The organism is Brevibacillus thermoruber 423 (assembly GCF_000454065.1).
Lineage (GTDB): Bacteria > Bacillota > Bacilli > Brevibacillales > Brevibacillaceae > Brevibacillus > Brevibacillus thermoruber.
On record NZ_ATNE01000001.1, the window covers coordinates 86683 to 112487 of the forward strand.

Annotated in this window: 25 protein-coding genes, 1 tRNA gene and 1 pseudogene; 7 read left to right on the forward strand and 20 right to left on the reverse strand. The window is 60.5% G+C overall.

Translation table 11 applies throughout. The annotated features are described in order from the left end of the window. Positions 1 to 4: 4 nt before the first annotated feature. The 10 genes from rsfS to M516_RS0100455 all read right to left on the reverse strand — a co-directional run bounded on the left by rsfS (position 5) and on the right by M516_RS0100455 (position 8238). Positions 5 to 361, reverse strand: a complete 357-nt coding sequence (gene rsfS, locus M516_RS0100410) for a ribosome silencing factor (protein ID WP_029097350.1) — start codon at positions 359 to 361, stop codon at positions 5 to 7. After that, positions 361 to 951, reverse strand: a complete 591-nt coding sequence (yqeK, locus tag M516_RS0100415; RefSeq protein WP_081656409.1) for a bis(5'-nucleosyl)-tetraphosphatase (symmetrical) YqeK — start codon at positions 949 to 951, stop codon at positions 361 to 363. The genes rsfS and yqeK overlap by 1 nt, the downstream gene beginning before the upstream one ends. Beyond that, the gene (locus M516_RS0100420) at positions 935 to 1531 is read right to left on the reverse strand and encodes a nicotinate-nucleotide adenylyltransferase (protein ID WP_029097352.1); all 597 of its coding nucleotides are present in this window, start codon (positions 1529 to 1531) and stop codon (positions 935 to 937) included. The genes yqeK and M516_RS0100420 overlap by 17 nt, the downstream gene beginning before the upstream one ends. 3 nt (positions 1532 to 1534) lie before the next feature. After that, positions 1535 to 1825: a ribosome assembly RNA-binding protein YhbY gene (gene yhbY / locus M516_RS0100425; protein WP_029097353.1), complete on the reverse strand. Its 291-nt coding sequence runs from the start codon at positions 1823 to 1825 to the stop codon at positions 1535 to 1537. A 29-nt stretch (positions 1826 to 1854) separates the two neighbouring features. Then, entirely contained in the window at positions 1855 to 2709 is an 855-nt protein-coding gene (locus tag M516_RS0100430; protein ID WP_029097354.1) for a shikimate dehydrogenase, read from the reverse strand. A 76-nt stretch (positions 2710 to 2785) separates the two neighbouring features. Then, positions 2786 to 3904 (reverse strand): ribosome biogenesis GTPase YqeH, encoded by a 1119-nt coding sequence (gene yqeH / locus M516_RS0100435; RefSeq protein WP_029097355.1) that lies wholly within the window; start codon positions 3902 to 3904, stop codon positions 2786 to 2788. Further along, entirely contained in the window at positions 3901 to 4425 is a 525-nt protein-coding gene (locus M516_RS0100440; RefSeq protein ID WP_029097356.1) for a YqeG family HAD IIIA-type phosphatase, read from the reverse strand. The genes yqeH and M516_RS0100440 overlap by 4 nt, the downstream gene beginning before the upstream one ends. Positions 4426 to 4546: 121 nt before the next feature. Next, on the reverse strand, positions 4547 to 5641 hold the full coding sequence (locus M516_RS22430) for a DNA polymerase IV (protein ID WP_051188047.1): 1095 nt from the start codon (positions 5639 to 5641) through the stop codon (positions 4547 to 4549). 211 nt (positions 5642 to 5852) lie between these two features. Beyond that, on the reverse strand, positions 5853 to 6587 hold the full coding sequence (locus M516_RS0100450; protein ID WP_029097357.1) for a gamma-glutamyl-gamma-aminobutyrate hydrolase family protein: 735 nt from the start codon (positions 6585 to 6587) through the stop codon (positions 5853 to 5855). Between the two features lie 16 nt (positions 6588 to 6603). Then, positions 6604 to 8238 (reverse strand): peptide ABC transporter substrate-binding protein, encoded by a 1635-nt coding sequence (locus tag M516_RS0100455; protein ID WP_029097358.1) that lies wholly within the window; start codon positions 8236 to 8238, stop codon positions 6604 to 6606. 103 nt (positions 8239 to 8341) lie between these two features. Between M516_RS0100455 and M516_RS0100460 the strand changes: the two genes are divergently transcribed. Beyond that, positions 8342 to 9163 carry a serine hydrolase gene (locus tag M516_RS0100460; protein ID WP_231558779.1) on the forward strand — a complete coding sequence of 274 codons (822 nt, stop codon included), beginning with the start codon at positions 8342 to 8344 and terminating at the stop codon, positions 9161 to 9163. Positions 9164 to 9338: 175 nt separating this feature from the next. Here the strand turns inward: M516_RS0100460 and M516_RS0100465 are convergent, their stop codons facing one another. Then, a complete protein-coding gene (locus M516_RS0100465) occupies positions 9339 to 10631 on the reverse strand; it encodes a phytoene desaturase family protein (RefSeq protein WP_029097360.1) in 1293 nt (430 codons plus the stop codon). Between the two features lie 329 nt (positions 10632 to 10960). Here M516_RS0100465 and M516_RS0100470 point away from each other — a divergent pair. Beyond that, positions 10961 to 11662 (forward strand): annotated as a pseudogene (locus tag M516_RS0100470) (phosphotransferase family protein); the annotation flags it as partial. Here M516_RS0100470 and M516_RS0100475 read toward each other — a convergent pair. The 3 genes from M516_RS0100475 to M516_RS0100485 all read right to left on the reverse strand — a co-directional run bounded on the left by M516_RS0100475 (position 11659) and on the right by M516_RS0100485 (position 14798). Continuing rightward, positions 11659 to 12804: a virulence factor gene (locus M516_RS0100475; RefSeq protein WP_029097362.1), complete on the reverse strand. Its 1146-nt coding sequence runs from the start codon at positions 12802 to 12804 to the stop codon at positions 11659 to 11661. The pseudogene M516_RS0100470 and the gene M516_RS0100475 overlap by 4 nt on opposite strands. 302 nt (positions 12805 to 13106) lie before the next feature. Then, positions 13107 to 13973, reverse strand: coding sequence for a GNAT family N-acetyltransferase (locus M516_RS0100480; RefSeq protein WP_035288540.1), 867 nt, complete (start codon positions 13971 to 13973; stop codon positions 13107 to 13109). A gap of 63 nt (positions 13974 to 14036) precedes the next feature. Continuing rightward, on the reverse strand, positions 14037 to 14798 hold the full coding sequence (locus M516_RS0100485; RefSeq protein WP_029097364.1) for a DUF4931 domain-containing protein: 762 nt from the start codon (positions 14796 to 14798) through the stop codon (positions 14037 to 14039). A 161-nt stretch (positions 14799 to 14959) separates the two neighbouring features. On the opposite strand from M516_RS0100485, the gene M516_RS0100490 reads away from it, so the two are divergent. The 3 genes from M516_RS0100490 (at position 14960) to M516_RS0100500 (ending at position 17312) form a co-directional block, all read left to right on the forward strand. Further along, positions 14960 to 15661, forward strand: a complete 702-nt coding sequence (locus M516_RS0100490; protein WP_029097365.1) for a pirin family protein — start codon at positions 14960 to 14962, stop codon at positions 15659 to 15661. Positions 15662 to 15796: 135 nt separating this feature from the next. Continuing rightward, a complete protein-coding gene (locus M516_RS0100495) occupies positions 15797 to 16021 on the forward strand; it encodes a hypothetical protein (RefSeq protein ID WP_029097366.1) in 225 nt (74 codons plus the stop codon). Between the two features lie 304 nt (positions 16022 to 16325). After that, on the forward strand, positions 16326 to 17312 hold the full coding sequence (locus M516_RS0100500; protein ID WP_029097367.1) for a P1 family peptidase: 987 nt from the start codon (positions 16326 to 16328) through the stop codon (positions 17310 to 17312). A 155-nt stretch (positions 17313 to 17467) separates the two neighbouring features. On the opposite strand, the gene M516_RS0100505 is transcribed toward M516_RS0100500, so the two are convergent. The 4 genes from M516_RS0100505 to M516_RS0100520 all read right to left on the reverse strand — a co-directional run bounded on the left by M516_RS0100505 (position 17468) and on the right by M516_RS0100520 (position 22545). After that, positions 17468 to 18538 carry a branched-chain amino acid aminotransferase gene (locus tag M516_RS0100505; RefSeq protein ID WP_029097368.1) on the reverse strand — a complete coding sequence of 357 codons (1071 nt, stop codon included), beginning with the start codon at positions 18536 to 18538 and terminating at the stop codon, positions 17468 to 17470. A gap of 237 nt (positions 18539 to 18775) precedes the next feature. Next, the gene (locus tag M516_RS0100510) at positions 18776 to 20713 is read right to left on the reverse strand and encodes an ABC-F family ATP-binding cassette domain-containing protein (protein ID WP_029097369.1); all 1938 of its coding nucleotides are present in this window, start codon (positions 20711 to 20713) and stop codon (positions 18776 to 18778) included. A gap of 307 nt (positions 20714 to 21020) precedes the next feature. Next, the gene (locus M516_RS0100515) at positions 21021 to 21503 is read right to left on the reverse strand and encodes a hypothetical protein (RefSeq protein ID WP_029097370.1); all 483 of its coding nucleotides are present in this window, start codon (positions 21501 to 21503) and stop codon (positions 21021 to 21023) included. A gap of 289 nt (positions 21504 to 21792) precedes the next feature. Then, the gene (locus M516_RS0100520; RefSeq protein WP_338010423.1) at positions 21793 to 22545 is read right to left on the reverse strand and encodes an arginase family protein; all 753 of its coding nucleotides are present in this window, start codon (positions 22543 to 22545) and stop codon (positions 21793 to 21795) included. Between the two features lie 345 nt (positions 22546 to 22890). Here M516_RS0100520 and M516_RS0100525 point away from each other — a divergent pair, with 345 nt between their 5' ends. Beyond that, on the forward strand, positions 22891 to 23703 hold the full coding sequence (locus M516_RS0100525; RefSeq protein ID WP_029097372.1) for an alpha/beta fold hydrolase: 813 nt from the start codon (positions 22891 to 22893) through the stop codon (positions 23701 to 23703). Between the two features lie 82 nt (positions 23704 to 23785). Here M516_RS0100525 and M516_RS0100530 read toward each other — a convergent pair. Then, a tRNA-Thr gene (locus tag M516_RS0100530) sits at positions 23786 to 23860 on the reverse strand. Positions 23861 to 23988: 128 nt separating this feature from the next. Continuing rightward, positions 23989 to 24717: an NAD-dependent deacylase gene (locus tag M516_RS0100535; protein WP_029097373.1), complete on the reverse strand. Its 729-nt coding sequence runs from the start codon at positions 24715 to 24717 to the stop codon at positions 23989 to 23991. Positions 24718 to 24803: 86 nt separating this feature from the next. Here M516_RS0100535 and M516_RS0100540 point away from each other — a divergent pair, with 86 nt between their 5' ends. Then, positions 24804 to 25592, forward strand: coding sequence for a metallophosphoesterase family protein (locus M516_RS0100540; RefSeq protein WP_029097374.1), 789 nt, complete (start codon positions 24804 to 24806; stop codon positions 25590 to 25592). The last annotated feature ends 213 nt before the right edge of the window (positions 25593 to 25805 follow it).

A 25805-nucleotide genomic window follows, 5' to 3' on the forward strand; every position in this document is an offset into this window, starting at 1 on the left:
GCCGTCAGCCCTGCTCTCCAAAGGAGACCGCCGGCGCGTCTCCCCAGAGCCGCTCCAGATTGTAAAACTCCCGTTCTTCGCGGTGGAACACGTGAATGACCACGTCTTCCAGGTCAACCAGCACCCAGCGTCCCTCGTCCGCCCCCTCGATGCCGCGGACGTTGTAGCCGTGTTTGTGCGCCTGATCGCGAATCTCGTTGACAATCGCCTGAACCTGGCGCTCGTTGTTGCCGTGGCAGATCACGAAATAGTCGGCGATCACGGACTGTTTGCTGATGTCCAGAACGATCAGGTTTTCCGCCTTTTTCTCTTCCGCAGCTTTTACCACCAGGCGTGCCAGGTCTTCCACCGTTTTAACCATCAAACTCCTCCTTGTGCATCCCTGCGGGATACGAGATCGTTGTATGCCAAGAGCGTCAACGGATACACCGTTTTCCGCCTGTCGATCAAATGCTGGATCGTGCCCCCGAGCGCGCACGCCAGCGCCTCGTCCAGATCCTGCTCGGCCAGGGCGCGAATCATCTCCACCCCGGGGAAATCCCGGTTCGGTTCTATATAGTCTGCCACACAGACCACCTTTTCTAACAGGCTCATCCCCGGACGGCCGGTCGTGTGGTAGCGGACGGCCTGCAGAATCTCCGGATCGGTCACGCCGAGCTCCGTCTGGATGACGATGGCACCGGCAAACGCGTGCCACAGCTCTTTTTCCCCCTCCAGAAGCTCGCGCGGCATGTCGTGGCGGACGAGAATGTCGCGCATTTGCTCCACCGGCCAGCACTTGCAGTAGTCGTGCAGGTAGCCGGCCAGCTCCGCCTTGTCCGGATCGGCGCCGAAGCGCTCCGCCAGCCGTCTCGCCGACTCCGCCACTCCCAGGGTGTGGCGGTACCGCTTGTCATGCATTTGGGCGCGCACCTTCGCGAGCAGCGCCTCCCGATCAATCGCTCCGTTCATATAACCCGTGCTCCTTTATATAACGCTCTACGGCCGGCGGGACCAGGTAGCGGATGCTCCTGCCCGCGGCCGCTTTTTTCCGGATCAGCGAGGACGAGATGTCCCAGGCCGGCATCTCCACGAAGCTGACGTACGCTTCGTGCGCCCGACGGTCCAGCCGTGTCCCCGGCCGCGCCAGCCCGATAAACCGGACCAGCCGGATCAGCTCGGCAAAACGGTACCACTTGGGCAGGAGCTCCACCATGTCGGCCCCGATGATAAACGAAAAGCGGCAGTCCGGATACGCGGACACCAATTGGCGCATCGTGTCGTAGGTGTAGGACGGCCCCTCCCGCCGCAGTTCCACGTCGGTCACGCGAAATGCCGGATGGTCCGCGACAGCCAGTTCCACCATGCGCAGCCGGTGTTCCGCCGGCGTGATGCCCGATCTCGTCTTGTGCGGCGGTATCCGGGCCGGCATGAACCAGACTTCGTCCAGCCCCATCTGTTCCCGGGCCTGCTCCGCGGCGAGGAGATGGCCGCAGTGAATCGGGTCAAACGTGCCGCCCATGATGCCGATCTGCTTTTCCCGCTGTTCCATGGCTTACGGCAGCTCGATCGTCTTGTTTTCCCGGGACTCCTTGTAAAGCACGACGGTATGGCCGATGAGCTGCACCAGTTCGGCCTCCGCTCCCGCCGCCAGGGCTTCCGCCACCTCGTGTTTGTCATCCAGATTGTTCTGCAGGATGGACACCTTGATCAGTTCCCGCGCTTCCAGCGCCTCTTTGATCTGCGTAATCATGTTGTCGTTGACGCCGCCTTTTCCCACCTGAAAAATCGGGGTGAGATGATGGGCCTGCGCCCGCAAAAAACGCTTCTGCTTGCCGGTGAGCATCGGCATGCCTCCTTCTCTGACGTCTATCGTCATGAACTAGTCTTCGTAAGCTGCTGCAAAACAATGTCCCGCATCGTCTCGGCGGGCGCCGCCTGCCCCGTCCACAGTTCAAACGCGAGCGCTCCCTGGTTGACGAACATGCCCACGCCGGAATGGACGCGTGCACCGCACGCGCGCGCCTCTTTCAGCAGACGGGTCTCCAGCGGGTTGTAAATCAGATCGCTGACGATCAGACCGGGGTGCAGCCATTCCGCCTGCACCGGCATCTCGTCCACCTGCGGGTGCATGCCGATCGACGTGGTGTTGATCAGCAGCGTGGCGTCGGCAATCGCCGCTTTTCCGTCCGCCGGATCGATCACCGAGGTGGGCACGATCGTTCCCACGTGTTCCGCCAGGAGCGCCGCTCGTTCCCGCGAGCGGTTGATGATCCGGATCTCGCGAACGCCCTGTTCGGCCAGGGTGAAGGCGACGGCGCGGGCCGCTCCCCCGGCCCCCATCATGGTGACAACCTGCTCGCGCAAGTCAATCCCCGTCTCCTCCACCAGGGAACGGACGTAGCCCGTGCCGTCGGTGTTGTAGCCGATCAGGCGGCCGTCCCGGTTGACGACAGTGTTCACCGCGCCGATCCGCTGGGCCAGGGGATCGATCTCGTCCAGCATCGGCATGATCGCCACCTTGTGGGGAATGGTCACGTTGACCCCTTTGATCCCCAGCGCGCGAATGCCGGCCACCGCTTCCTCCAAGCGCTCCGGTTCCACATCAAAAGCGGCGTAGGCAAAATTCAGCCCCTTTTCGGAAAAGGCGGCGTTGTGCATCAGCGGCGATTGCGAATGCGAAACCGGATGGCCCAACAGGCCAACCAACTGTGTTTTGCTCGTGATCATGCGGATCTCCTTCCCCTCTGCTGCTCTTTCTGTAGCATATGACAGGGCAGGCGGCAGGCGAAAAACCGCCGCCGCTTCAAATCAGGCCTTTTCTCATCCCGACGCTGACGCCCTTGGGCGCGTGCACGACGACGTGCGCCTCGTGCTTGCCCCGCAGGCTGACCCAGCCCAATCCGGAAATGACGATGTCCGTCGCGCCCGCAGGCGGGATCTTGAACGTATGCTTGACAAAGGGGGGCAGCGCCTGGGCCGCCTCCGCTCCCGTGGGCGGAGCAAGCAGTTCCCCGTGGTGCTTGGCCATGACCTCGTCGGCATTCTCCAGCTTGGTGCGGTGAATGTACAGGTTGTTGGCCACGTAGACGACGAACGGCTGGTGCTGGCCGCGGACAAAATCGATGCGGGCCAGTCCTCCCAAAAACAGCGTCTGTCTGTCGTTCAACTGGTAGACCTTGGGGTTGATCCGCGCCGTGGGCGTAATCCTGCGCAGGTCCTGCGGCGACACCATGTGGCCGATCTGGTCGCGGTTGATGATCCCGGGCGTGTCGTAGATGGAGCGGCCGTCTTCCAGCGGAATTTCGATCTTGTCCAGCGTCGTGCCGGGGAACGGTGACGTGGTGATTTCCAAGTCGGCCGAACCGTAGTCGTGCAGAATGCGGTTGATCAAGGTCGACTTGCCGACGTTGGTGACCCCGACGATGTAGACGTCCCGCCCGCGCCGCAACTCGCCGATCCGCGCCAGGAGCTCGTCGATGTTGACACCTTTTTGCGCGCTGACCAGGATGACGTCCGCCGGGCGCAGTCCGCGCTCTTTCGCCTCGTGCTGCATCCAGTTGCGGACGCGGTTCAGGTTGATGTTTTTGGGCAGCAGATCCACCTTGTTGCCGACCAGCAAAATGGGGTTCTTGCCGACAAAACGGGGCAGGCCCCTCAGCCACGACCCCTGGAAGTCGAAGATGTCGACCACCATCACCACAAGGCTGTCGGTCGCGCCGATGCCGTGCAGAATCCGCAAGAAGTCGTCGTCCTCCATGCTGACCGGCGCCACTTCATTGTAGTGCTTGATCCGGAAACAGCGCTGGCAGATGACGGTTTCCCGGGCGAGGGCCGACGCCGGCGCGTACCCCGGCCGTTTCGGGTCCTCCGTCTGAATGGCCACGCCGCAGCCTGCGCACGTCCCCGGCGTTTGTTCGTTCACGATTTTGTCTTCCACGTAATCATTCCTTTCCTGCGCATCCAGTATAACGCCACCCGTTCCATCCGGCGGTTGATCCGCGTCCAAAACCCGTCCGTCTCGGCAACGGGGACGACGAGGATGGTATGAAACCCGAGCCGGTTGCCTCCCAGCACGTCGGTAAACAACTGGTCGCCAATCACAACCGTCTCCGCGATCGTCACGTTCATGTCCCGGACCGCCTGCAAAAAGGCGCGGCGGGACGGCTTGCGCGCCGCGCAGATGAACCGGACCCCCAACGGGGCGCAGAAGCGGTCCACCCTGTCCTGATTGTTGTTGGACACGACCGTCACCTGGATGCCTGCCTCATTCAGCCGTTTCAGCCAGGCTTCCACCTCGGGGGTGGCGTGCGGCCTGTCCCACTCCACCAGGGTGTTGTCCAGGTCGGTAATGACCGCGCGTATGTGTCTTTTCCGCAGTTGATCTATGTCAATATGATGGATGGACTCCACAAACTGGTCCGGCATCAGCTTCTCCAGAAACACGGGGCACCTCCAACACGGCCTGACGAGAACCGCGATTTCGGCACCTACTATACCACACTCCGCCACCGGCTTGCAAAAGTTTCAATCCGCGTCCGAAAACAATCTGCGAGGCAGCGCGGCGTCACCGCCCAAGACGGTGATTTCCCGTTTCTACTTCCACCGCTTCCTCCATGCTCTTCCATGAAAACAGCGTCAACTGCTCGTACCGCTGTTCCGCCGGCGGCGCAAAGTTGGAGAAACCGACGCCGACGAGGCGCACCCCCGGGGAGTAGTCGAACGCGTCCAGCAGCTCTTCCAGCAGTTCGGCCCAGTTTGCGCCGGGGGCGGCCTTGCGCTGTTTGGTCCTGAGGGTGAAGTCGGCGTATTTGATTTTCAGCGTCAGGGTTTGCGGGACGACTCCCTCCCACCTCACATCCTGCTCCGCCTCCGCCAGCAGGGCAGCGGCCACGGGAGCGACCGCCTCGCGGTCGTGCAGGTCAAACGGCAGCGTCGTCTCGCGGCTCAGCGATTTGGGAGCCCGCTCCGTCACGATTTCCCGGTCGTCCACGCCCCGGGCCCGGTAGTACAGCGCCTGCCCGAACTTGCCGAACAACTGCACCACTTCGTCCAGGGAAAGCCGCCAAAAGTCTTCCACGGTGTGAATGCCCTTTTTCGCCAGCAGCTCCTGCGATTTTTTGCCCACTCCGTGCAGCGTCCCGACGGGCAGCGGCCGCAGCACCTCCAGCGCCTGATCCGGCCGGATGACGACAAAGGCGTCCGGCTTTTTCAAATCGCTGGCGATCTTGGCGAGGGACATGTTGTAGGAGAGGCCGACGCTGCAGGTCAACCCGGTTTCACTCTGAATCCGCCGCTTGATCTCCCGGGCGACGGGAACGGCGTTGTCGTAGCCGGAGACGTCCAGGTACGCCTCATCCAGTCCCACGGTTTGATAGCGATCCGTATAGGCGGCAAACACCTCGCGGATCTCCGCCGATTTTTCCGCGTAGCGCTCGTAGCGAACCGGCAGAAACACGCCGTGCGGACATTTTTTGCGGGCCAGCGCCATCGGCATCGCGGACCGCACCCCGTATTTTCGCGCTTCATAGCTGCAGGTGGACACCACGCCGCGGTTTCCCGTGCCGCCGACGATCACCGGCCGGCCGCGCAGTTCCGGGTGATCCAACTGTTCCACACTGGCAAAAAACGCGTCAATGTCCAGATGCAGGATCTTCTTCACGGGAGATACCACCAAACATACATTCTCATACCGCTATTATCGTCCTTTTTCCAGCCGGATGCAAGATACAGCCGCCTGCCGCGGACGGATGCCTGCGCTGTGCGAGCCGCCTTTCCCCCGCCGCTTTGACGAAAAAACCGCCCTTCCCGGGGGAAGAGCGGTTTGCGTTTTTGTTTTTCTATCTTCCGCAATGCCTGCAGCGGCTGACGCCTTACCGGGCCAGCGCCTTCACCTGACGCGCCTTGTTGACGAACGCTTCCGCCAGCTTCAGCATCGTGTCGTCGTGCGCCCACATGCGCTCCGGATGCCACTGCACGCCCACGTGCAGCCCGTCGAGGCTTTCAATCGCCTCAATCACCCCGTCAGCGGCCACCCCTGTCACCTTGAAACCGGGGGCCACGTCTTTCACCGCCTGATGATGCGACGTATTGACGAGGATTTCCGTCTTGCCCAATGCTTCCGCCACAAACCCCGGCTGAAGCGTGACCTTGTGTGCTCCGTATTGGCGCGAACCTTTTTGCGCGTGTTGAAAGGCACCCGGCACCTGGCTCGGGATGTCCTGGATCAATGTGCCGCCGCACGCCACGTTCAGGATCTGCATGCCGCGGCAGATGCCGAGAATCGGCTTCTTCAGCTCCAGAGCCAGTTTGATCACCGCCAGCTCCGCCAGGTCCCGTTCGTACTCCACTTCCCCCAGCCCCTGCAGCGGCTCTTCGCCGTACAGATGGGGGGCGGGATCGTCTCCGCCGGTGAGGATCAGGCCGTCCAGCGATTCCACCATCGCGCGGAACGGCGCGTCCGGGACCGTCATCAGCGGCAGGATGAACGGAATCCCGCCTGTGCGGGCCACCCCGTCCACATAGCCGGAACCCACGTAGAAGAACTGGTCGAGGTTGTTGTTGGGAAAGTACATTTTGGTACACGCTACGCCAATGATCGGACGCACGAGCGGTCACTCCTTGTTATTTCTTTTCGTTGGATGCGTATTTGAAGTCGATGAAGCCGAGCGGGTCGACCACGACGTCTTTTACCGTGTCCTGCTTCACCCACGCGTAGGTGAAGTAGTAAATCGGCATCGCCGGCATTTCGTCCATGACGATGGCGTCCGCCTTTTTCAGGATTTCGTTGCGCTTCGCCGGGTCTGCTTCTTTTGCCGACTGGTCCAGCAGGGCGAGGAATTCCTTGTTTTCCCACTTGGACGTGTTCAGCCCGCCCTTGAAGACCTCGAAGAAGTTGATCGGGTCGTTGAAGTCGCCGATCCAGCTTGCCCGGCCGATTTGGAAGTTGCCCGCCTTCATCTGCTCGCGGTGAACCTTGTTTTCCTTGTTGACCAGTTTGACTTCGATGCCGAACGCCTTTCTCCACTGGTCTTGAATGACGGTCGCGATGCGCTGGTTCACTTCCGTCGTGTTGTACGACAGCGTGATCTCCGGCAGTTTGGAGATGCCCAGTTCCTTCATCCCTTCCGCGAGCAGCTTTTTCGCGGTCTCCACGTCGCCGTCCTTGAAGTAGCCGTCCGGATTGAACGCCATCGTCGGCGGCAGGATGCCGAGCGCCGGCGTGCTCTTGTACGGCACGACATTCTCGGAGATTTCCTTGCGGTTAACCGCGTACGCGAAGGCTTGGCGGATCTTCTTGTTGGAGAACGGAGGCTGGGTCGTATTGAAAACGTACCAGTACGTACCGGCGGTCGCCTGGGTTTGCATTTTGCCCGAGTCCTTCAGCGCATCCAGCGCGTCAAGCGGCAAGTCGCCCAGCGGCGAGCCCGCCCAATCCAGATCGCCTTTCTCGAACATGGACAGCTCGGTGTTGGCGTCTTCGATCATGTTGATCGTCAGCTTGGACAGCTTGACGGCATCCTTGTCCCAGTAGGACTCGTTTTTCTCCAGTTCGATGACCGACTTGTGCTCCCACTTTTTCAGTACGAACGGACCGTTCCCCACGTACGTGTCGGGGCTGCCCGCCCAGTTTTTGTTGGCTTCCACCACTTTCTTGTTGACGGGGAAGTAGGTGACGGAGGCGACCAACTGCGGGAAGAACGGCGCCGGGTTTTCCAGCGTGACGACCAGCGTCTTGTCGTCCGTTGCCTTTACCCCCACGTCTTCCGCCTTGGCCTTGCCCGCATTGTAAGCCTGCCCGTTTTTCAGATAGTAGAGCTGGTATGCGTAGCCCGATGCCGTCTCCGGGTTGAGCACCCGTTTCCAGGCGTATTCAAAGTCGTGAGCCGTGACCGGATCGCCGTTGGACCACTTGCTGTCGCGCAGATGGAACGTGTAGGTCAGTCCGTCCGGAGACACTTCGTACTTCTCGGCGACTGCTTCCTTGAGCTGGCCGTTTGCGTCGAGGCGCAGCAGACCGTCAAACGCCGCGCGGGCCACTGACATGGACGGAATGTCTTCCGCCAGTCCCGGGTCAATCGTGCTGGGGTCACCCGTATTCAGGTTGACGCGCAGTTCCTGCGCGGCTGCCTGCTGCCCCTGCGCGGCTGGCGTATCCGCGGGTTTGGCCGCGTCTTGCGGGCCATTCCCTCCACAGCCGGCAAAAGCGAGGCTGGACAGAAGAACAGCGCAAAGAGACAGTCTCTGAAGTGCTTTCATAAAATCCCCCTCGTGTAACTTTTTTTCTTGATTGTTCCAAGCATGATTAAATAATATTATCTTATGAAAATTTTGTCTATACCAATGTAAAACGCGAAAGGAGATGGCTGCGGTGCTGTCTGCCCTCGGACCTTCAATTGGAAAATTAATGGAAGAAACCGGCGGCCAATGGGGCATTTACCTGGAGGATGTGCGGACCGGGGAACGGCTCGGCTTTGCCGAACATCAGCGCTTCTACGCCGCCAGCCTGATCAAGGTGCCGATCATGACGGCGGTGTTTGCCGAAGCGTACGCCGGCAGACTGGCCCTGTCAGACAAGCTCCGGCTGCGGCGGGAGGATCAGGTGGGCGGAGACGGCGTGCTGCAGCACTTGACGCCGGGCACCGAACTGACCGTCTACGACGCCGTGACGCTGATGATCATTCAGAGCGACAACACGGCGACCAACATGCTGATCGACCTGGTCGGCACGGACGCCATCCGCGCCGCCATGAGCCGTACGGAGATGGTCAACAGTTCGTTTTACAACAAGCTGATGATTGTCCCGGCGGAGCCGGAGGGCTACAACGAAGTGACCGCCGCAGACATGGGCAGCCATTTCCGCTGTCTGGCGACGGGAAAAGCGATCTCGTACAACAGCTGCCTGCACATGATCAACATTCTCAAGCGGCAGCAGCACCGCGACCGGATCCCGTGCCGCCTGCCCGATCCGGAAGGCGATGTCATCGGCATGCTGCCCAAGTGGGAGCTGGCGAACAAGACCGGAACGGTGACCAACATCACGCATGACGCCGGCATCTTGTATGTGGGCGGGCACGCCGTTACCATCTGTACCCTGTCCAGGGACGTGGACGCCAAAGCGGCCGGCGAGATGATGGGACGGATCGGACGGATGGTGTACGACCTGTACGCGGGCCGCTCCTGACCAAAACCCGTGGTCAGCGGCAGCCCGGCACGAATCGCTCTCTTGCGGACGTGCCTTTGCCTTGTGTTTGCTCTCAGGATACTCGAACCACCCAACCGCACAGGCTGGTGCCGCGCAGACAAAAACGGGCGTCCTCCCCCAACCGGGAAGGACGCCCTGATTTTGTGTGGCGTGCTTACTTTTCGAGAATCAGCTTGCTTGCCTCGTACGCGCTGGAGAAGGAGAGCTCGGAAAGCTGTCCCTGCCCTTCGCACCAGTCGCCGGCAAAGAAGAGGTTGCGGTAGTCCGGCAGGAAGATCGGCATCGGCTTCTGGTTCATCGTCCACTTGATCTCCTGCACCACGGCGCGCGTCGAAACGCGCGGGACGACCAGCTCTTCGCGCCAGCCCGGGAAGTGCTTGTCGTACAGTTGTTCAATCTCCTGCTTGCGCTGTTCGACCGCTTCCTTGCTGCCCACTTCCGATTGGCGCAGGTAGGCTGTCGCCTGCAGCAGTTGGCCTCCCTCCGGCACGCAGGTGGTGTCGTAGTACGAGATGTCGGTGATGAAAATGTTGTTCTGCTTGTCGTACACATAGGTGTAGGGCACGTCGATCCGCTGTTTCAAGCCGACGTCGTACACCACCACGACCGTCGGCTCGTACGACGCGTACTGTTCGATGGCGTGCTCCAGCTTGGTATCCTTGAACACCTTGACCATTTCCTTGGGCGGAATGCAGCAGACGAACTCGTCGGCGGTATACTCCGCATCCGGGGTGACGGCGGCGATCACGCGGTCGTTTTCCCAGCGGAACGCCTCCACTCTGGTCTTGGTGAGAATCGTACCGTTGTGGGCCTCGATTACGCGGACAAACTCGTTGATCAGCGCCTGCCAGCCGCCGCCGATGTAGGCCACCGGTTTGTTGGTCGTAAACAGGCGGCGATAGTAGGTAAAGAACACGTCGGACGGGATTTTTTCCGGCTCCCGGGTAAAGAAGTTGGAAGACGCCAGCGTCAGCATCATTTCCCGCACGTCCTCGCTGACGTTTTTCTTCTCCATCCACTTTTGGATCGACAGGTGCGGATGGCCCGTCTCCATCTTCAGCATCGTTTTCAGGATTTCAAAGGTAAAGAGGACCTTGTCCAGCCCTTTCAACAGCTTGGTGCGGAACAGCCCCTGCACGTTGGCCGGAACGGCGGTCAGGTCGTCTCCCAGGTCGTATTTGGCTTTGTTGGGGTTGAAGTCCTGCCAGTCGATGTGGAGGCCCAACTCTTTTTCAAACGTTTTCAAAATGGACGTGTCGCGGCCGTAAATGGCGTGGGCGCCGAAGTTGAAATTGAAGCCCTTGAGCTTCAGCGTGACAGCTCGTCCGCCCAAGGAACCCCGTTCCAAGAGCGCCACTTTCTTGCCCTTGGACGAAAGATAGGCAGCAGCGGACAAACCGGCCAGTCCGCCGCCGACAATGACGACGTCATAGTGATTGGTGGTCATACAACAATCTCCCTTACGCACTCTCGAAGTTGATTCCTAATCCTCCATAGAATAAGGGATAGACAAGGTGGAAGTCAACTATCAATGAACTGTGTCTATTGTTATACTCGATATACCATTTATTGCCTTTTCTCACCAGTTTTTTACAAAACGCGCCATTTCTTCCGCCGCCGGGTGATATAATCGAAGAGATTCGTTTGGACAGGAGGAACGCACGTGAACATCGGGCCGAAAATCGGTGAAGGACATACCGCGGAGATCTTTTTCCGGGACAACCGTTTGGCGGTAAAGCTGTTTCGGCCGGGGATCCGGTACAGCTTGCGGAGGCGGAATGGCTGGCGGCGCAGCACGTCACCCGGCTGGTGCTGCCCGCACCGGCCGCCCGCGCCAGGGAAGAGTGGCAGGGACGGCCGGCGATTGTCTACGATTACGTCACCGGCATCCCCCTGCTCACCCACATTCTCCGCTCTCCGTGGCGGCTGCGCCGGCACGCCAGGCAGCTTGCGGTCCTGCACCGGGACGTGCACACACACGGCGGAACCGGTCTCCCCCCGCAAAAAGCGGTGCTGGAGCATCAGATCAGAAGCGCCCCGCTGCTCACCGACAGGCAAAAAGCGGCGGTGCTTGCGCGGCTATCGCAACTGCCGGACGGCGCGGTCACCTGCCACGGGGATCTGCATCCCGACAACATTCTGCTGACTCCCGACGGCCCCGTTATCCTCGACTGGCTGACGGCCCACTGCGGCGACCCGCTGGCCGACGTGGCGCGCACGGTGCTGATGCTGCGCACGGGTTCGCTTCCCGGGGAGCTGCCCCGTCCGCTGCAGTCCCTGCTGCAGATCGTCCGCCGCCGCTTTTGCCGCTTCTACCTGCACGAGTACCTGCGCCTCGCGGACGGGACTGTCGAGCAGGTCACTGCCTGGGAGCTGCCCGTCGCGGCTGCCCGACTGGCCGAGCATGTGCCGGAGGCGGAAAAGCAGCAGCTTCTCCTGCGTGTCCGCACCCTGCTTCGTTGGGGGGCCGCCGATTAGGAGCCCTGCTCGTTTCGCCGCGTCATCTGCTGCCAGACGGTGCCGCTGGCCGCTTCTCCGCTTTCGATCCGCTCCAGCGCCATTTTGATTTGCAGGCGCACCTCGAATTCCGGTTCGTCCTGGGCCGCACGCAGCGCCTCCAGCGCAGACTCGTCGCCCACTTCGTAGAGGAAGCGGGCCGCCCGCCAGCGAACCAGCTTGTTGGGGTCTTTCAGCGCTTCCGCCATCGGTCCGATGGCGCGCGGGTCCCCCAGGTCGGACAGGGTGTCCCCCGCTGTGCGCCGGACGGAGACGGATTCGTCCCGCAGCGCTTCAAACAGATAGGGCAGCACCGCGTCCCCGCCGACCATGCCCAGATAGACCACCGCCAGCCGGCGGATGGAGGCTTTGGGATCGCGCAGCGCCTTCACCAGCACCGGCAAATCCGCTTCGGTCGGCTCCAGCCGATCCAGGGCGGCATACCGCTTTTGCCAGTCGGGATCGTCCAGCATCTCCAGGGTGACGACTTTCTTCTCCCGCTGTTCCGGCTGCGGCGGCGCCTCGCCCGGCTCCTGCTGCATCGCCAGCTTCACCAGCTCGTCCACCCGCTCCTGCGGATACGCGGCGTCGATCTCCTGCGCCACCACCTCGCCGATCTCGCGCAGATCGCCGTAGCGGACGCCGTGTTCCACCCACTTGCGCTCCATGATCAGGTTGGGCGAAGCGGACCCCGCCTGGACGGCTGCCTTGCCGAACCGCTCCGGCAACGCGGCGCGAATCTGCTCCGTCCCCATCGTCACCTTCACCTGCATGGGAATGCCGCGGAACATCTGAATGTACACCTGCGCTTCCCCCCAGCCGGCTTCGCTCGCCTCTTCCGTCAGGGCCGGCAGCGCGGCCTCTCCGCCTGAGCCAAACGCTTCCCTGGCCTGCGTCAGAATCCGCTGCCAGTCGGCGTTCGACTTTCGCTCCAAGGCGAAAAAATCGGCCGTGTGGAAAATGGACGTCACACCCTCGATCGCCAGCAGTTTGCGGATCAGGTCCGGGAGGGACGCTGTCGTTTCTTTTGTATAGACGCGCTGTACACCGTCCGGCAAACGCTCGTCCACGTTCAGCTTCATCACGTTGGGACTGGGCGTCGGCTCGATGGACAACAGTTTCATAGGGAATCACTCCTCCAGCCACAATCACTCCCTTTTATCGTAGCACGTCTGTCCCGGGCTTTCCATGTCAGCGGCCCGCGCAACTGCACTCGGCCTGCCGCGGCGTGCCGCTCCACGCGCCCTCTGCGGGACTGCCGACAGCCCGGGCGGCCTTTTCCCCTGTCCCCTCGCATCTACGCAGAAATCTTCCCGTATCGTACGCAACTTTGCGTCATTCCATTCGCTTGGCGGCCCAAACAAAAGGAGAACGATCCGTCCGGATGTTCTCCATCATTCATTGCCCGTCGTATGCAGCCCATTCTCTAGGTGATCGGAAGCTGATAGTAGTCGTTGGCCGACTTGACCGCAAAGCCGCACGATTCGTACAGGATGAGGGCCCGGGTGTTCTCGCAGGCCACTTCCAGCGCCACCCGCCCGTACCCCTGATCACGCAGCGTACGGATGGTCCGCGCCAGCGCCTGGCGGCCGTAACCGCGTCCCCGGTGGTCGGGATGGATGCAAAAGCCAAACACCACGGCCTGCTCCGCCTGCTTGACCACGCTGATTTTGCCGACAGCTTCCCCGCCACGCATCACCAGATACGTCTCCCGATCGGAAGCAAGTTCGATCTTCGCCGTCATCTCCCGCGCGTGTTCTTCGTCCATGTGAAAGCCGAGGACGTTTAGGCGGACGAGCGTATCCCGATCCTCCCTCCCGGCCGGCTTCACTTCCACGGAAGGAACGGACGTCTGCTGCGGAACATCGCCCAGCTCCATCCAGTACTCGGAGAACCGGTAGGACGCCCCGATCGCCTCCATGAATGCCTTGCCGGACTGCGATTCCCGCTGCACGATAAACAGCAGCTGAGGGATCCCGCGATCCCTGCATTCCTCCTCCGCCCGCTCCTGAAGCTGCCGGAAAACGCCTTGGCGGCGGTAGGCCGGATGGACCATGCCGCTCACCTCCGCTTCCCCGGCATGAAAGCAATACAGCCCCAAATAGCCGATCAGGCGGCCGTCCGCGTAGCAGAGAAAATCGTCCGTGCAGTTTCCCGGCCGATGTTCCAGCATGTCCTCATTCAGTTTCAAATCGATCCCGTCATGCTGATTGCAAAGGGCGGCCAACTCCCTGATGTCGGACAAATCCTCCGGGGTCAGCGCCGCCTTGGCTATTATCGTATAGGGTGCCACTCCGTCTCCTCCTTTGCTGCGTCTCTTTTGCGCCAGGGACGCCCTCATGATAAAGACGCACTCTCACAAAAAATAGATGCGCTGAATCTCACGCACCACCTCTTCCAGATTGTTGGGCACCTGGGGGATGGCATAGCCGACATAGAGCGGCGAGGTGACAAAACGGGGCACCACCTTGACGACGATGCGCTCTTCCCAGCGGTAGAAAAACAGGTTGTAGCTCTGGCAGCGGCGATTGAAGCGGTTCAGGATCCAGTGCGCCAGAATCTGCACGTAATCGGCCATGCGCGGCAGACGGTCCATGTCGGAGAGGACCACGTTGCACTCGAAGAAACCGGCCCTTGGCAGCGTGGACAGATTGCACTCCACCCCCGCCTCCCGATCGATGACGATGCCTTCAAAATCGCTCGGTTTTACATGCTGCAGGTAATCGTAGGTCTCCAACCCGACAATCTGCATGTGCGGATGGCGCATGCTTCCTCCCGAGTACGGGCCGTGATTTTTGAAAAACAGGACGGAGCGAAACGAGCCGCTCCGTTCCATCTCCCGCCATTTTTCCACCCCAAACGAAAACAGGGCATGCAGATGCTCCCGGGGATAGACGGACAGTTCGGCGTCGCAGTCGTCGGTCTCGATCAGCACGGTCTGGAAGGCGTCCTTCAGCACGGGGTATTTGTTGCGCAGCCAAATCATTGGCCCGCGCCGCTCCAGCACGCCCTCCAGTTCGTCCGGGCTGCAGAACGGACAGGCCGCTTCCCGGTTGGTGACGTTCTCCGGCTTTTGCCGGCCGATGTGTATGTCAAATTGCAAATGCGTGTGCGGCATCCGCGTTTCCTCCCTCCACAAGCTGCGAACGTAACTATACCAACTTTACAATTGTAAGTGTAAGGGGTAGTATGTTTGGTAGCCATTCTCCCCCGCGGGGGAACGCTCAATCTTTCGCGGCATCCGAGACGAGACGGCATTCCGCGACAGGAGGTATGTTGATGATATCCGTCTACAAGGCGCAGTCCCGCTATACGACCGACCACGGATGGCTGAAGAGCAGCTTCAGCTTCTCCTTTGCCGAATACTACGACCCGGCCAACATGGGATTCGGCCCGCTGCGCGTGTTCAACGATGACGTCGTGCAGCCGTTGACCGGTTTTGGCCCACATCCGCACCGCGAAATGGAAATCGTCTCCATCGTCCTGAAAGGCGAGCTGGAGCACAAGGACAGCACGGGACGCCAGGAGGTGATCCGGCCCGGCGACGTGCAGCGGATGAGCGCCGGCACGGGCATCATTCACTCGGAAATGAACCCGTCGGCGACGCAAGAAGTGAACTTTTTGCAGCTCTGGTTTGAACCGGCCAAATACGGCTTGGCTCCCTCCTACGAGCAAACGGCGTACGATCCCGAACAGATGGTCAATCGGCTGCTGCCGGTGGTCTCCCGGGAGGGCGGGGAGCAGATTGCCCGCATCCATCAGGACCTGACGCTGTACCTGTCCCGTCTCGAGCCGGGTGCCGCCCTCACGTTTGAACAGGAAGAGGGCCGCCGCATCTACCTGTTTGTGATCGAAGGCGATCTGGCCGTCAACGGCGAGACGGCACTGGCCAAGCGGGACGCAGCCCGCATCACCGACACGCCGAAGCTGTCGCTGACCAGTCCGTCGGGCGCGTTCTTCATGCTGATCGACCTGCCGTAAGCACGGCCGCTTCGATCCGTCAACCGCCTTTTCTCACACCGCCGCCTCCGCTCCTCGGACGGCGGCCTTTTTTTATCTCACGGCTTCGGCATAGTATGGTTACCAGCAATCCCCGGAAAGGTGTGTTGATGTCAGATGGAAAAATCGTTTTACTACCCGGTAAGCTGGCGCGACGCCCAGCGGTACAAGACGCTGCTGAACGCCAAGGGGATCCCCTACCGGATCCAGTCACCCGTGGACCTGCCTGTGCTGGAAGATGGCGAACTGGCCATTGTCTTTCCTTCCATCCCGCTCCGCCTCTACGCCTGGGTACGAACGCAGTTTGTCCGGGACGGGCTGCGGTATCCCGATTTTCCGTAAATCCTGCGCCCGTCTTGCGCCCCCGCCAAGCCATTGATCGGGAGATGGCAATCGTATATGATGGAATCACATCAGACGGAATTTTCAGGCAGTATGGCGGAGACATCCTTACAAGCCAACGGAAACAGGCGGGAATGATAGGTCTGGGAAGACAAATGCGAACAGAACGGACAAAACGTGTCCCGCCGCCCATTCCCGCACAGGACGGCCCAGCCGGAATGGGCGGCGCGGTTCCCGGTTACCTGCTGACGCCGGAGAGCCGCCGGTTCGGTCAGCGAAAACCAAGAGGAAAGACGGTGAGAACGTGACGCAGAAGCGGAACGAGGAATACGGAAGCATCGTGGACGTACCGGGCGTCAAGGTGGGACAGGCGCAGGACGAGGCGGCGCTGACGGGCTGTACGGTGTTGGTCATGGAAAACGGGGCCGTCTGCGGCGTCGATGTGCGCGGCTCTGCCCCCGGCACGCGAGAAACCGATCTGCTCCACCCGACCCACCTCGTCGAACAGGTGCACGCCATCTGCCTGTCGGGGGGCAGCGCGTACGGATTGGATGCGGCAAGCGGCGTGATGCGCTGGCTGGAAGAGCGGGGCATCGGGTTTGACGTCGGCGTGGGCGTCGTTCCCATCGTGCCCGCCGCCGTGCTGTTTGACCTGTCCGTCGGCAGCGCCAAGGTGCGGCCCGATCAGCAGATGGGGTACAGAGCGGCCCGGCAGGCGAGCACCCATCCGGTGAAGCAGGGCAACGTCGGGGCGGGAACCGGCGCGACGGTCGGGAAGCTGGCCGGCATGCGCCACGCGATGAAAGGCGGCCTCGGCTCCGCCTCCCGCCGCCTGCCGAACGGATTGGTCGTAGGGGCGATCGTCGCCGTCAACGCCGTCGGCGAAGTGCGCGATCTGAAGACCGGCAGGGTATTGGCCGGAGTGCGGGACGAGCACGGACAGATTCGCGACATCCTCTCCCTGATGATCGAACAGGGCTCTTCACCCGTCCGGCCCGGAACGAACACGACGATTGCCGTCGTGGCGAGCAACGCCAATTTCACAAAGGCCCAGGCCAACAAGGTGGCGCAGATGGCTCACGACGGCCTGGCCCGGACGATTTTCCCCATCCACACGATGCACGACGGCGACACCATCTTCGCGGCCGCCACCGGCGGAGTGGACGCCTCCGTCGATCTGGTGGGCACGCTGTCGGCGGAAGTGCTCGCCGAAGCGGTCGTCAACGCGATCCTCGCCGCCGAGAATGCGGGGGGAATCCCGGCCTATCGCGATCTGCGCCCCCAGGCCTGACGCCGGTGCAGCCCGCGCCGCTTGGCAATCCTGTCGGGCCGTACGGCCAACGCCCTCCGGCTGGACGAACCGCCGCCGGAGGGCTTCTTTATGGGTTCCGAACAGGGGCTTCCTCCGACCCCGCGCGTTTTTCGTTCACGAGCGGGTTCCCGTACTCACTCGACCTCCACCGTCCAGCCGTACGGGTCGGCAATTTCTCCGTACTGGATGCCGGTCAAGGTGTCATAGAGCTTCGCGGTCAGTTCTCCGATCCGTTCCTGATTGATGACCAGGCTGTGATCATTCCAGCGCAGCTCTCCGATCGGGGAAACGACCGCCGCCGTCCCCGTGCCGAACGCTTCCTCCAGTTCGCCCTTGGTGTACGCGTCGTACAGCTCCTCCATCGACAGCTTCTCTTCACGAACGGGAATGCCCCAATCGCGCAGAAGATGGATGACGGAGTCCCTCGTAATTCCGCCCAGGATGCTCCCGTTCAGGGCAGGCGTCCACACTTCCCCTTTGATTTTGAAAAACACGTTCATGCTGCCTACTTCCTCAATGTATTTGTTCTCGATGGCATCCAGCCACAGCACCTGTTCATAGCCTTTTGCATTCGCTTCTTCCTGTGCCTTCAGGCTGGCCGCGTAATTGCCGGATACCTTGGCAAAGCCGGTCCCTCCCCTGACGGCGCGGACGTAGCGGCTCTCCACATGGATCTTGACCGGCTTCATCCCCCCTGCATAGTAGGCGCCGACGGGTGAAAGGACGATCACCAGTTTGTACGACTCGGATGCCCGGACCCCCAAACAGGGCTCTGTGGCGAACATGAGCGGACGTATGTAGAGCGACGTTCCCCGTTCCTGCGGCACCCAGTCTTTTTCCAGGCTGATCAGGGTTCGCAAAGCCTCCAGGAACACCTCTTCGTCAATGGGCGGCATGCTGAGTCTGGCACCGGACAGGTTCAACCGCTGCGCGTTTTTTTCGGGCCGGAACAGCAGGATACGATTGTCCCTGGTCCGATACGCTTTCAAGCCTTCGAATACGGCCTGCCCGTAGTGAAGCACCATGGCCGCCGGGTCGAGCGCAAGCGGCGCGTACGGAACGATTCTCGGATCGTGCCATCCTTTTTCCGCAGAGTAGTCCATGACAAACATATGGTCGGTAAAATACCGGCCAAACCCCAGACTGCCGCTGTCGGGCTTCTCTTTTTTGCGGTCGGTTTGCGTGACGGTGATCGGGTACGACATCTTCCATGCATCTCCCTTTTCTTCGATACGAATCGTTATTACTCGTAACTATAGCACAACCGCCCTAAAAATGAAAAACTATTCAGAACATTAATATGGCGGTCATGCAGATGCGGCTGCGTTCGATACGCGAATCGCAGCCGTACTGTCGTTTTCGCAAAAAAGGAGACCTCCCTTGAGCCAAAGAAGCCGGGAGGTCTCCTGCAAAAAGAACGAAACCTGCGCCTGAGCGGCAGACTACTTGCTGCGCTCAATCTCCTCGATCAGCGCGGACAGCTCCGCCCAGCGATCAATCGCCGCCTCCAGCTCCGCCGACACCTGCTGTTCTTCCGCAAACAGCTTTTCCACCTTGGCGTAATCGCTGCCCGCTTCGGCAATCGCTTGTTTCAACGCCGCGCTCCGCTCCTCCAGCGCCGCGATCCGGGACTCGATCTCCTCCCACTCTTTCTGCTCCTTGTAGGAAAGCCTGCGAGGACGGTTGGTTCCCCTAGCCGCTCCGCTTCGGTCGCGGGAGTCGGACGCCGGTACGGACTGCGCCTTGTCCGCGTGCCGCTTGGACAGGGCTTCCGCTTCCTGTTCCTGGCGTCTTGTGTCCAGGTACTCCGAGTAATTGCCCATGAAGTGGCGAATCTTCCCGTCCCCTTCAAAGGCAAACAGGTGGTCAACAGTCCGATCCAGGAAGTAACGGTCGTGGGACACCGTAATCACCGTGCCGGGGAAGTGTTCCAAATAGTCTTCCAGGATGCTCAGCGTCTGAATGTCCAGATCGTTCGTCGGCTCGTCCAGGAAAAGGACGTTGGGTTCGCCCATCAGCGTGCGCAGCAGGTAGAGACGCCGTTTTTCCCCGCCCGACAGCCGGGAGATGGGCGTCCACTGCAGGTGAGGCGGAAACAAAAATCGCTCCAGCATCTGGGACGCGGTGATCGTCTGGCCGTCGCTGGTGTGAATCACTTCGGCCGCTTCCTTGACGTATTCGATCACCCGCAGGCTTTCTTCCATCTCCACGCTCTCCTGCGTGTAGTAGGCAAGTTTGACCGTCTGCCCCACCTCGATGGTTCCCGTGTCCGGCTGGATTCGGCCCGCGAGCATGTTCAGCAGGGTCGATTTGCCGCTGCCGTTGGGGCCGATGATGCCGACGCGGTCCCCGGGCAGGACGATGTAGCTGAAATCGTCAATCAGCTTGCGATCCCCGTACCCTTTGCTGATGTGCTGGATCTCCATGACGGTTTTGCCCAATCGGCTGGCCCGCAGCGACATCTCGATCGTTTCCGCCGGTCCGTCCACTTTTCGGTCGCGCAGTTCCTCCACCCGTTGGACGCGGGCCTTCTGTTTGGTCGTCCGCGCTTTTGCGCCCCGGCGCAGCCAGGCCAGCTCCCGCCTCAGCAGGTTCTGCCGTTTGCTTTCCGCGGCCGCTTCGCGCTCTTCCCGTTCCGCCTTCTTTTCCAAAAAGACGGCGTAGCTGCCCTCATAGCTGTACAGCTTGCCGCGGTCCAGCTCGAAAATGCGGGTGGTGACGCGGTCGAGAAAATAGCGGTCGTGCGTGACGAACAAGAGCGCCCCTTTGTAGCGGGAGAGGTACTCTTCCAGCCACTCCACCGTTTCGTTGTCCAGGTGGTTGGTCGGCTCATCCAGGATGAGCAGGTCTGCCGGTTGAATCAGGGCGCGGGCCAGTGCCACCCGTTTGCGCTGCCCGCCGGACAGCTCGTGCACCTGTTGGGAAAAATCGTGGATGCCCAACTGCGTCAAGATCGTTTTGGCCTGGGTATTGGCCTCCCAGGCATCGGCCGCGTCCATCCTGCTCTGCAGCGAAAACATCCGCGCCTGTTTCCTCTCGTCATGCGGGTCGGTCTGCAGGTCAGCCACGGCCTGCTCGTACTCGCGCAGCAGTTGGATGAGCGGCGAGTCGCCGTAAAACACCTGTTCCAGAACGGTGGAGTTTTCCGCGAAAACCGGATGCTGCGGCAAATACTCCACGCGAAAGCGGTTGGCGTGAACGATGCTGCCGCTGTCTGCCGTCTCCTGTCCGGCCAGGATTTTCAACAGCGTGGATTTGCCCGTACCGTTGACGCCGATCAGCCCGATCCGCTGCTGTTCGGCGATATGAAAGGAGATGTCGTCAAACAGGACTTTCTCCCCGTAGCTCTTGGAGAGATGTTCGACCGATAAGATGTGCATTGTCGTCACCCAAACTTGTTGGAAATATGGTTCAACCCGTTTTCATGAAGATAGCAAAAAACCAGGGGACTTCTCCCCTGGCACCCGTTTTTTCCCGATGGGGCTTGTGACAGGATCCGTACCTGCGATCGATTGCTGACAGCTCATTGGCTCTACAACATGTCACGAAAGGGGAAATCCTCGCCGTTTCATCGTAGCAAAACACGGCTTCTTTCGTCAAAGGGGGCGGCCGATCCCGCGCAGACGGTTCCGCCAAGCGAAGGCCATTCGACGCGGAACAGACCGCCGTCCCTGAGCGTTCCAGGGATTACTGCAGGGAAAACAGCAGTTTTCTGCCTTCCTTCGAAACCCGAACGCGATCAGTATGCTTCAATGCCTTTTGAATAATTATGTATGGACTTGGCCAATCGACGCCCTTCTTCTGTTGCAGTTCGTCGTACAGCTCTGCCAGCGTCAGCGGCGCCGCCGCTTCCTCCAGAATCGCTTCAACCTCCCTGGCGATGCCCGGATAATCGTGGTGCTGATACGCCTTTCTGGGCTTCCCCACCTGCTTGTCCAACACATCTTTTGGAAGCGCCTGCCAGCTCACAGGGTCCTCTTCCCGCCCTGCGGTATCGACAGGAACGCCATACTGCTCGTCCAGCTCACGGATTCGGTGCAAAAGCTGCTTGATCTCGTGCCCCAATTCTTTGTCACGATCAACGTACTCGCGTCTCAAGGATACCCGCAGTTCCAGCAATGACTGCAGGGTCATCTGTAACGCCTTCCGTTCATGAAACGCTGCAGACATATTCTCCTCCTCTGTTTTCGTTTGTAACCATCATAAACCATTTCCTGGATGGCGAGGAGTACCTGCAGTCCTGAAAGAGCGGCGCGGATTGAAAAGCGAGTAGGATTCCAGGCGGTTGAACGCGTGTCTGCGCAGGGCCCGGCAAGACAAAAGTCCTATGGGAATCGGGACGCAGACACATGCGGAATGGTGCGGAATGGTGTGGAGGGAAGCCGGCTGCGCGGAATCGTCCGGGGGTGCGGAGCGGAACTCCGGCTGTCCCCCGCCCGCCGTTTCTCGGCCTAACGGACTACGCGCACATTACTGATTGCAGGATGGCCAGGTTGGCCTGTTCGTTGAGCCGGAGCTGATCGGCGTGACGCCAGACGTCGGCTGGCGGCACCGGCAGTTCGCCGCAGACGTCGATGCCGAGGACGTTTTTCGTGCGGACGAGCGCCTGCAGTGCCGCGAGCAGTTCCCGCAGATGCATGTTTCCATGATCCCAGTTGGTTACGGCGAAGGCGCGATTCAGCACGTCCTTGTCGATACTGATGTACACGTCTTCGGTCGGGATCAGGGAAAGCAGTTCCTGCGGTTCGCCTGCGTTTGGCCGCAGGACGATTTTCCCCTGCGCATCCGGCAGGCAGAGATTTCGCTCCGCAGAAACGCCGACGATCAGCACGTGCTGCAGATGCGGAAGGCGGGCTGCCGCCTCGGCCACCCACGATCCGCACGACAACAGCCCGGACATGCCGTCCGAGAGCTTCGCATCGGTGTGGTTGTCGAACAGGACGAGGCTGAACGGCCGGTTGATTTCGCTGAGCAGAAGATAGGTGACATAGTGATAATTTCCGTTTCCGATAAACGTGATGCCGCGACCGGTCCGGGCGGACAGCCTGCGGCCGATTTCTGTCAGCGCCCTCTCTGCGCAAAACAGGTTGGCTTCCGCAATGTCCGCAAGGTCGATCCATTCGTCGGCAGCGTCGGACAGCTTGTGCTGCCAGGGATATGCGTTGTCAAAGTTCAGCAACGTCACGTCATGATGAAGGAGTCCCATGATCATCAAATCCTTTCCTTGCGAAAACGAGATCGTGCTCAGGTGTTCCTTTCATGAGGTGTCGGATATGAACTTTGTTGATGGTTTTATTATACAACACGGACGCCGGGGAGGTAAAAGCGGGGGGTGCACGTAAAAAAAAAGCTCCGACCACCATGAAAGTGATCGGAGGAGTAGTACGTGAATACGTTCATTATATGCACGATTGATACAGATGTCCTTAGGCGGTTGATGGAAAGACAGGAAAGAATCTCTTTTTTTTCATCTGCATGCGAATGGGTCATTCACCCATGCCGGACCGGGTGCGTACCTTGTTTTCGAAAAAGACTTTTTCGACAGGGAGGATTCGGCGTGGGATACTACGTGAGAGTAGAGCCGGACGTGAAGATCTATGTGGAAGATGTCAACCCGGCGGGCAGGAAGGCCATCTTGTTCATACACGGTTGGCCCGCAAACCATAAGCTGTTTGAATATCAGTTTGATCACCTTCCCCAAAGCGGGTATCGCTGCATCGGGATGGACCTCAGGGGATTCGGCCTTTCCGACAAGCCGTGGAGAGGCTACAGCTACGATCGGCTGGCAGACGACGTCCGAGGCGTGGTGGACGCACTGCAATTGCAGCAGTTTACCCTCGGGGGTCACTCCGTGGGGGGAGCGATCGCCATTCGCTACATGGCTCGCCACAACGGATACGGGGCAGCCAAACTGGCTTTGTTCGCCGCCGCTGCTCCCAGCTTCACGAGACGGCCCGATTTTCCCTATGGATTACCCAGGGAAGATGTGACGAAACTCATACAGGACACGTATCGTGACCGGCCGAACATGCTTCGGGGATTTGGCGACATGTTTTTCTTCCAGCATGTGACGGGGCCCTTTTCGGATTGGTTCTTCCAGTTGGGGCTGCAGGCAGCAGGTTGGTCCACCGCGGCGGTTGCCGCCTCCCTCAGGGACGAAAGCCTGTTTGCCGATCTCGGCAAGATACGCGTTCCCACGTTGATTCTTCACGGGATTCATGACAAGGTCTGCCCGTTTCCATTGGCTGTCGCCCAAAAAGAGGGGATCCGACACGCCAGGCTTGTGCCGTTTGAAAACAGCGGCCACGGATTGGTTTGGGAAGAGCGTGACAAGTTCAACAAGGAATTGGCGCGATTTATCGAGGAATAAGCGGGGAGCGGGACGTTCTCTCGGGACGGTTGACCTTTCGGCAGACAGGAAAAAAGCAGGGGAATCCTCCCCTGCCTGTGTATGGTGCTGGTGAAGGGACTCGAACCCCCGACCTGCTGATTACGAATCAGCTGCACTACCACTGTGCTACACCAGCATTGTTTTCTTTTGTGATTCACGCTCGACCGACCGGTTTATTTGTCGATCGCGCTCACAGGTTTTATTCTAGTAAACATTCTACAAAAAATCAAGAGGAAAATGAAAAAAATCCTCCATTTTTTTCTGTCAGTGTCCCGACAGCTTCTCTTCCACCATTTTCAACACGGTGCCGATCGATGCGTCGTCGATCACCAGGTCGGCCAGATCGTCCAAAGGTGTCGGCTCTCTGTTGACGATCACCAGCCTGGCCCCGGCCGCTTTTGCCTGCTGCGGAAACCAGTTGGCGGGGCTGACCACGAGCGACGATCCCAGCACGAGAAACAGGTCGGCCTGTTCCGTCCACTCCGAAGCCTTCGCCAGCGCCGCTTCCGGCAGCGCCTCTCCGAACAGCACGACCGCCGGACGAAGAAAACCGCCGCAATCGCAAACCGTCCCGTCCGGCTGCAGGTAACGCGCCGCCGGGTACGTCCGCTCGCACGCCAGACAGCGCAGCGTGCCCAGGGTGCCGTGCAGTTCGACCACGTTCCGGCTGCCCGCCTGCTGATGGAAGCCGTCCACGTTTTGGGTGATGATTCCGCGAATCCGCCCGCGCCGTTCCCATTCGGCCAGAATGGCGTGCCCCGCGTGCGGACGGCAGGCCAGGAGCCCTTCGATGCGCATCCGGTAAAAGGCGGCAAACCCCTCCCGATTGTGCCGCAGCGCGTGGGTGCTGGCCAGTTGGGTCGGGTCCTTTCCCCGCCAGATTCCCGTCAGCGCCGAACGAAAGTCGGGCAGCCCGCTTTCCGTCGACATGCCCGCTCCCGTAAACACGACGGCATGTCTGGCCTCCCGCAGCCATTCCACCAGCTTGTTCATCCGCGATCCCTCCCGTTTTCACGCAAACGTCCCCTACACATATTGTATAGGAAGAGAGTTGCGTTTGTATACGAGGAGGCGTCGGCATGGCCATTTATTTGGTGTCGGATATTCACGGTCACTATCGGGTGCTGCGGGCAGCGTTGAATCGCGCCGCCTTTTCTCCGCAGCGCGGCGACCGCCTGTACGTCCTGGGGGACGTGGTGGACCGCGGACCGCAGTCGAGGGAAGCGCTCCGGTACCTGCTGAAACTGAGACAAACCTATCCGGACCGGATCGTTCTCTTGAAGGGCAACCACGAGCAGATGCTGCAGGATTGGCTGGAGGGGAAGGGAGACGCCAACCTCTACCTGCGGTTCAACGGCGGTGACGCCACCGTCCGCTCCTATCTCGGCCACCAGCCCCTGCGGCGCGCCTTCATGGGCGGCCTTCCTGCTCCGGCCGTTCAGGAAACGGCACGCAGCTACATTCTCTCCCGCTATCCCTACCTGCTGCCGTCGCTCGCCTCCCTGCCGCTGTACGCGGAAATGCCTGCCGATCCGGCATCCGGGACCCCGGCTGCCCTCTTCGTCCACGCCGGCATCCGTCCCGGCGTTCCGCTCGCCCAGCAGCGGCCCGAAGACCTCCTCTGGATCCGCCAGCCGTTTTACGAGTCCTACAGGGGAGAGACGGTGGTCGTGTTTGGCCACACGCCTGTCTCCATCCTCCCCGGCTATACCGGGAGCGGGGTATGGCAGCGCGGCAGCCTGATCGGCATCGACGGCGGCGCGGCCTCCTGGCAGGGCGGTCTTTTGCTGGTGGAGTGGCCGTCGCTTCGCTACGTGTACGTACCGGTGCGAGAGATATATCCCACGCCGCGCATTCATCTTCGGTAGCGCAGGATCAGCGGCGGTGGCACGGACAGAGCGGTCCCTGCTTCCTGCAGCAGAGAAAGCCGCCGAAACAAAGTCGGCGGCTTTCCGTGCGTGTCTATGGTATGCTGCAGTTGTGAAATGACGATTCGCCCGCGGCAGCGGACTTTCTGCGACAAGCATAGAGCCTCGTCCGCCATGCTGCGCATGTTCGGCCGGGCTTTCTTTTCAACAGAG

Bases quoted from the DNA above. Each gene is read 5' to 3' on its own strand.
- rsfS (WP_029097350.1), bottom strand. From the start codon at position 361: ATGGTTAAAACGGTGGAAGACCTGGCACGCCTGGTGGTAAAAGCTGCG.
- yqeK (WP_081656409.1), bottom strand. From the start codon at position 951: ATGAACGGAGCGATTGATCGGGAGGCGCTGCTCGCGAAGGTGCGCGCC.
- M516_RS0100420 (WP_029097352.1), bottom strand. From the start codon at position 1,531: ATGGAACAGCGGGAAAAGCAGATCGGCATCATGGGCGGCACGTTTGAC.
- yhbY (WP_029097353.1), bottom strand. From the start codon at position 1,825: ATGCTCACCGGCAAGCAGAAGCGTTTTTTGCGGGCGCAGGCCCATCAT.
- M516_RS0100430 (WP_029097354.1), bottom strand. From the start codon at position 2,709: ATGATCACGAGCAAAACACAGTTGGTTGGCCTGTTGGGCCATCCGGTT.
- M516_RS0100455 (WP_029097358.1), bottom strand. From the start codon at position 8,238: ATGAAAGCACTTCAGAGACTGTCTCTTTGCGCTGTTCTTCTGTCCAGC.
- M516_RS0100460 (WP_231558779.1), top strand. From the start codon at position 8,342: ATGGCTGCGGTGCTGTCTGCCCTCGGACCTTCAATTGGAAAATTAATG.
- M516_RS0100465 (WP_029097360.1), bottom strand. From the start codon at position 10,631: ATGACCACCAATCACTATGACGTCGTCATTGTCGGCGGCGGACTGGCC.
- M516_RS0100475 (WP_029097362.1), bottom strand. From the start codon at position 12,804: ATGAAACTGTTGTCCATCGAGCCGACGCCCAGTCCCAACGTGATGAAG.
- M516_RS0100485 (WP_029097364.1), bottom strand. From the start codon at position 14,798: ATGCCGCACACGCATTTGCAATTTGACATACACATCGGCCGGCAAAAG.
- M516_RS0100490 (WP_029097365.1), top strand. From the start codon at position 14,960: ATGATATCCGTCTACAAGGCGCAGTCCCGCTATACGACCGACCACGGA.
- M516_RS0100495 (WP_029097366.1), top strand. From the start codon at position 15,797: ATGGAAAAATCGTTTTACTACCCGGTAAGCTGGCGCGACGCCCAGCGG.
- M516_RS0100505 (WP_029097368.1), bottom strand. From the start codon at position 18,538: ATGTCGTACCCGATCACCGTCACGCAAACCGACCGCAAAAAAGAGAAG.
- M516_RS0100510 (WP_029097369.1), bottom strand. From the start codon at position 20,713: ATGCACATCTTATCGGTCGAACATCTCTCCAAGAGCTACGGGGAGAAA.
- M516_RS0100515 (WP_029097370.1), bottom strand. From the start codon at position 21,503: ATGTCTGCAGCGTTTCATGAACGGAAGGCGTTACAGATGACCCTGCAG.
- M516_RS0100520 (WP_338010423.1), bottom strand. From the start codon at position 22,545: ATGATCATGGGACTCCTTCATCATGACGTGACGTTGCTGAACTTTGAC.
- M516_RS0100535 (WP_029097373.1), bottom strand. From the start codon at position 24,717: ATGAACAAGCTGGTGGAATGGCTGCGGGAGGCCAGACATGCCGTCGTG.
- M516_RS0100540 (WP_029097374.1), top strand. From the start codon at position 24,804: ATGGCCATTTATTTGGTGTCGGATATTCACGGTCACTATCGGGTGCTG.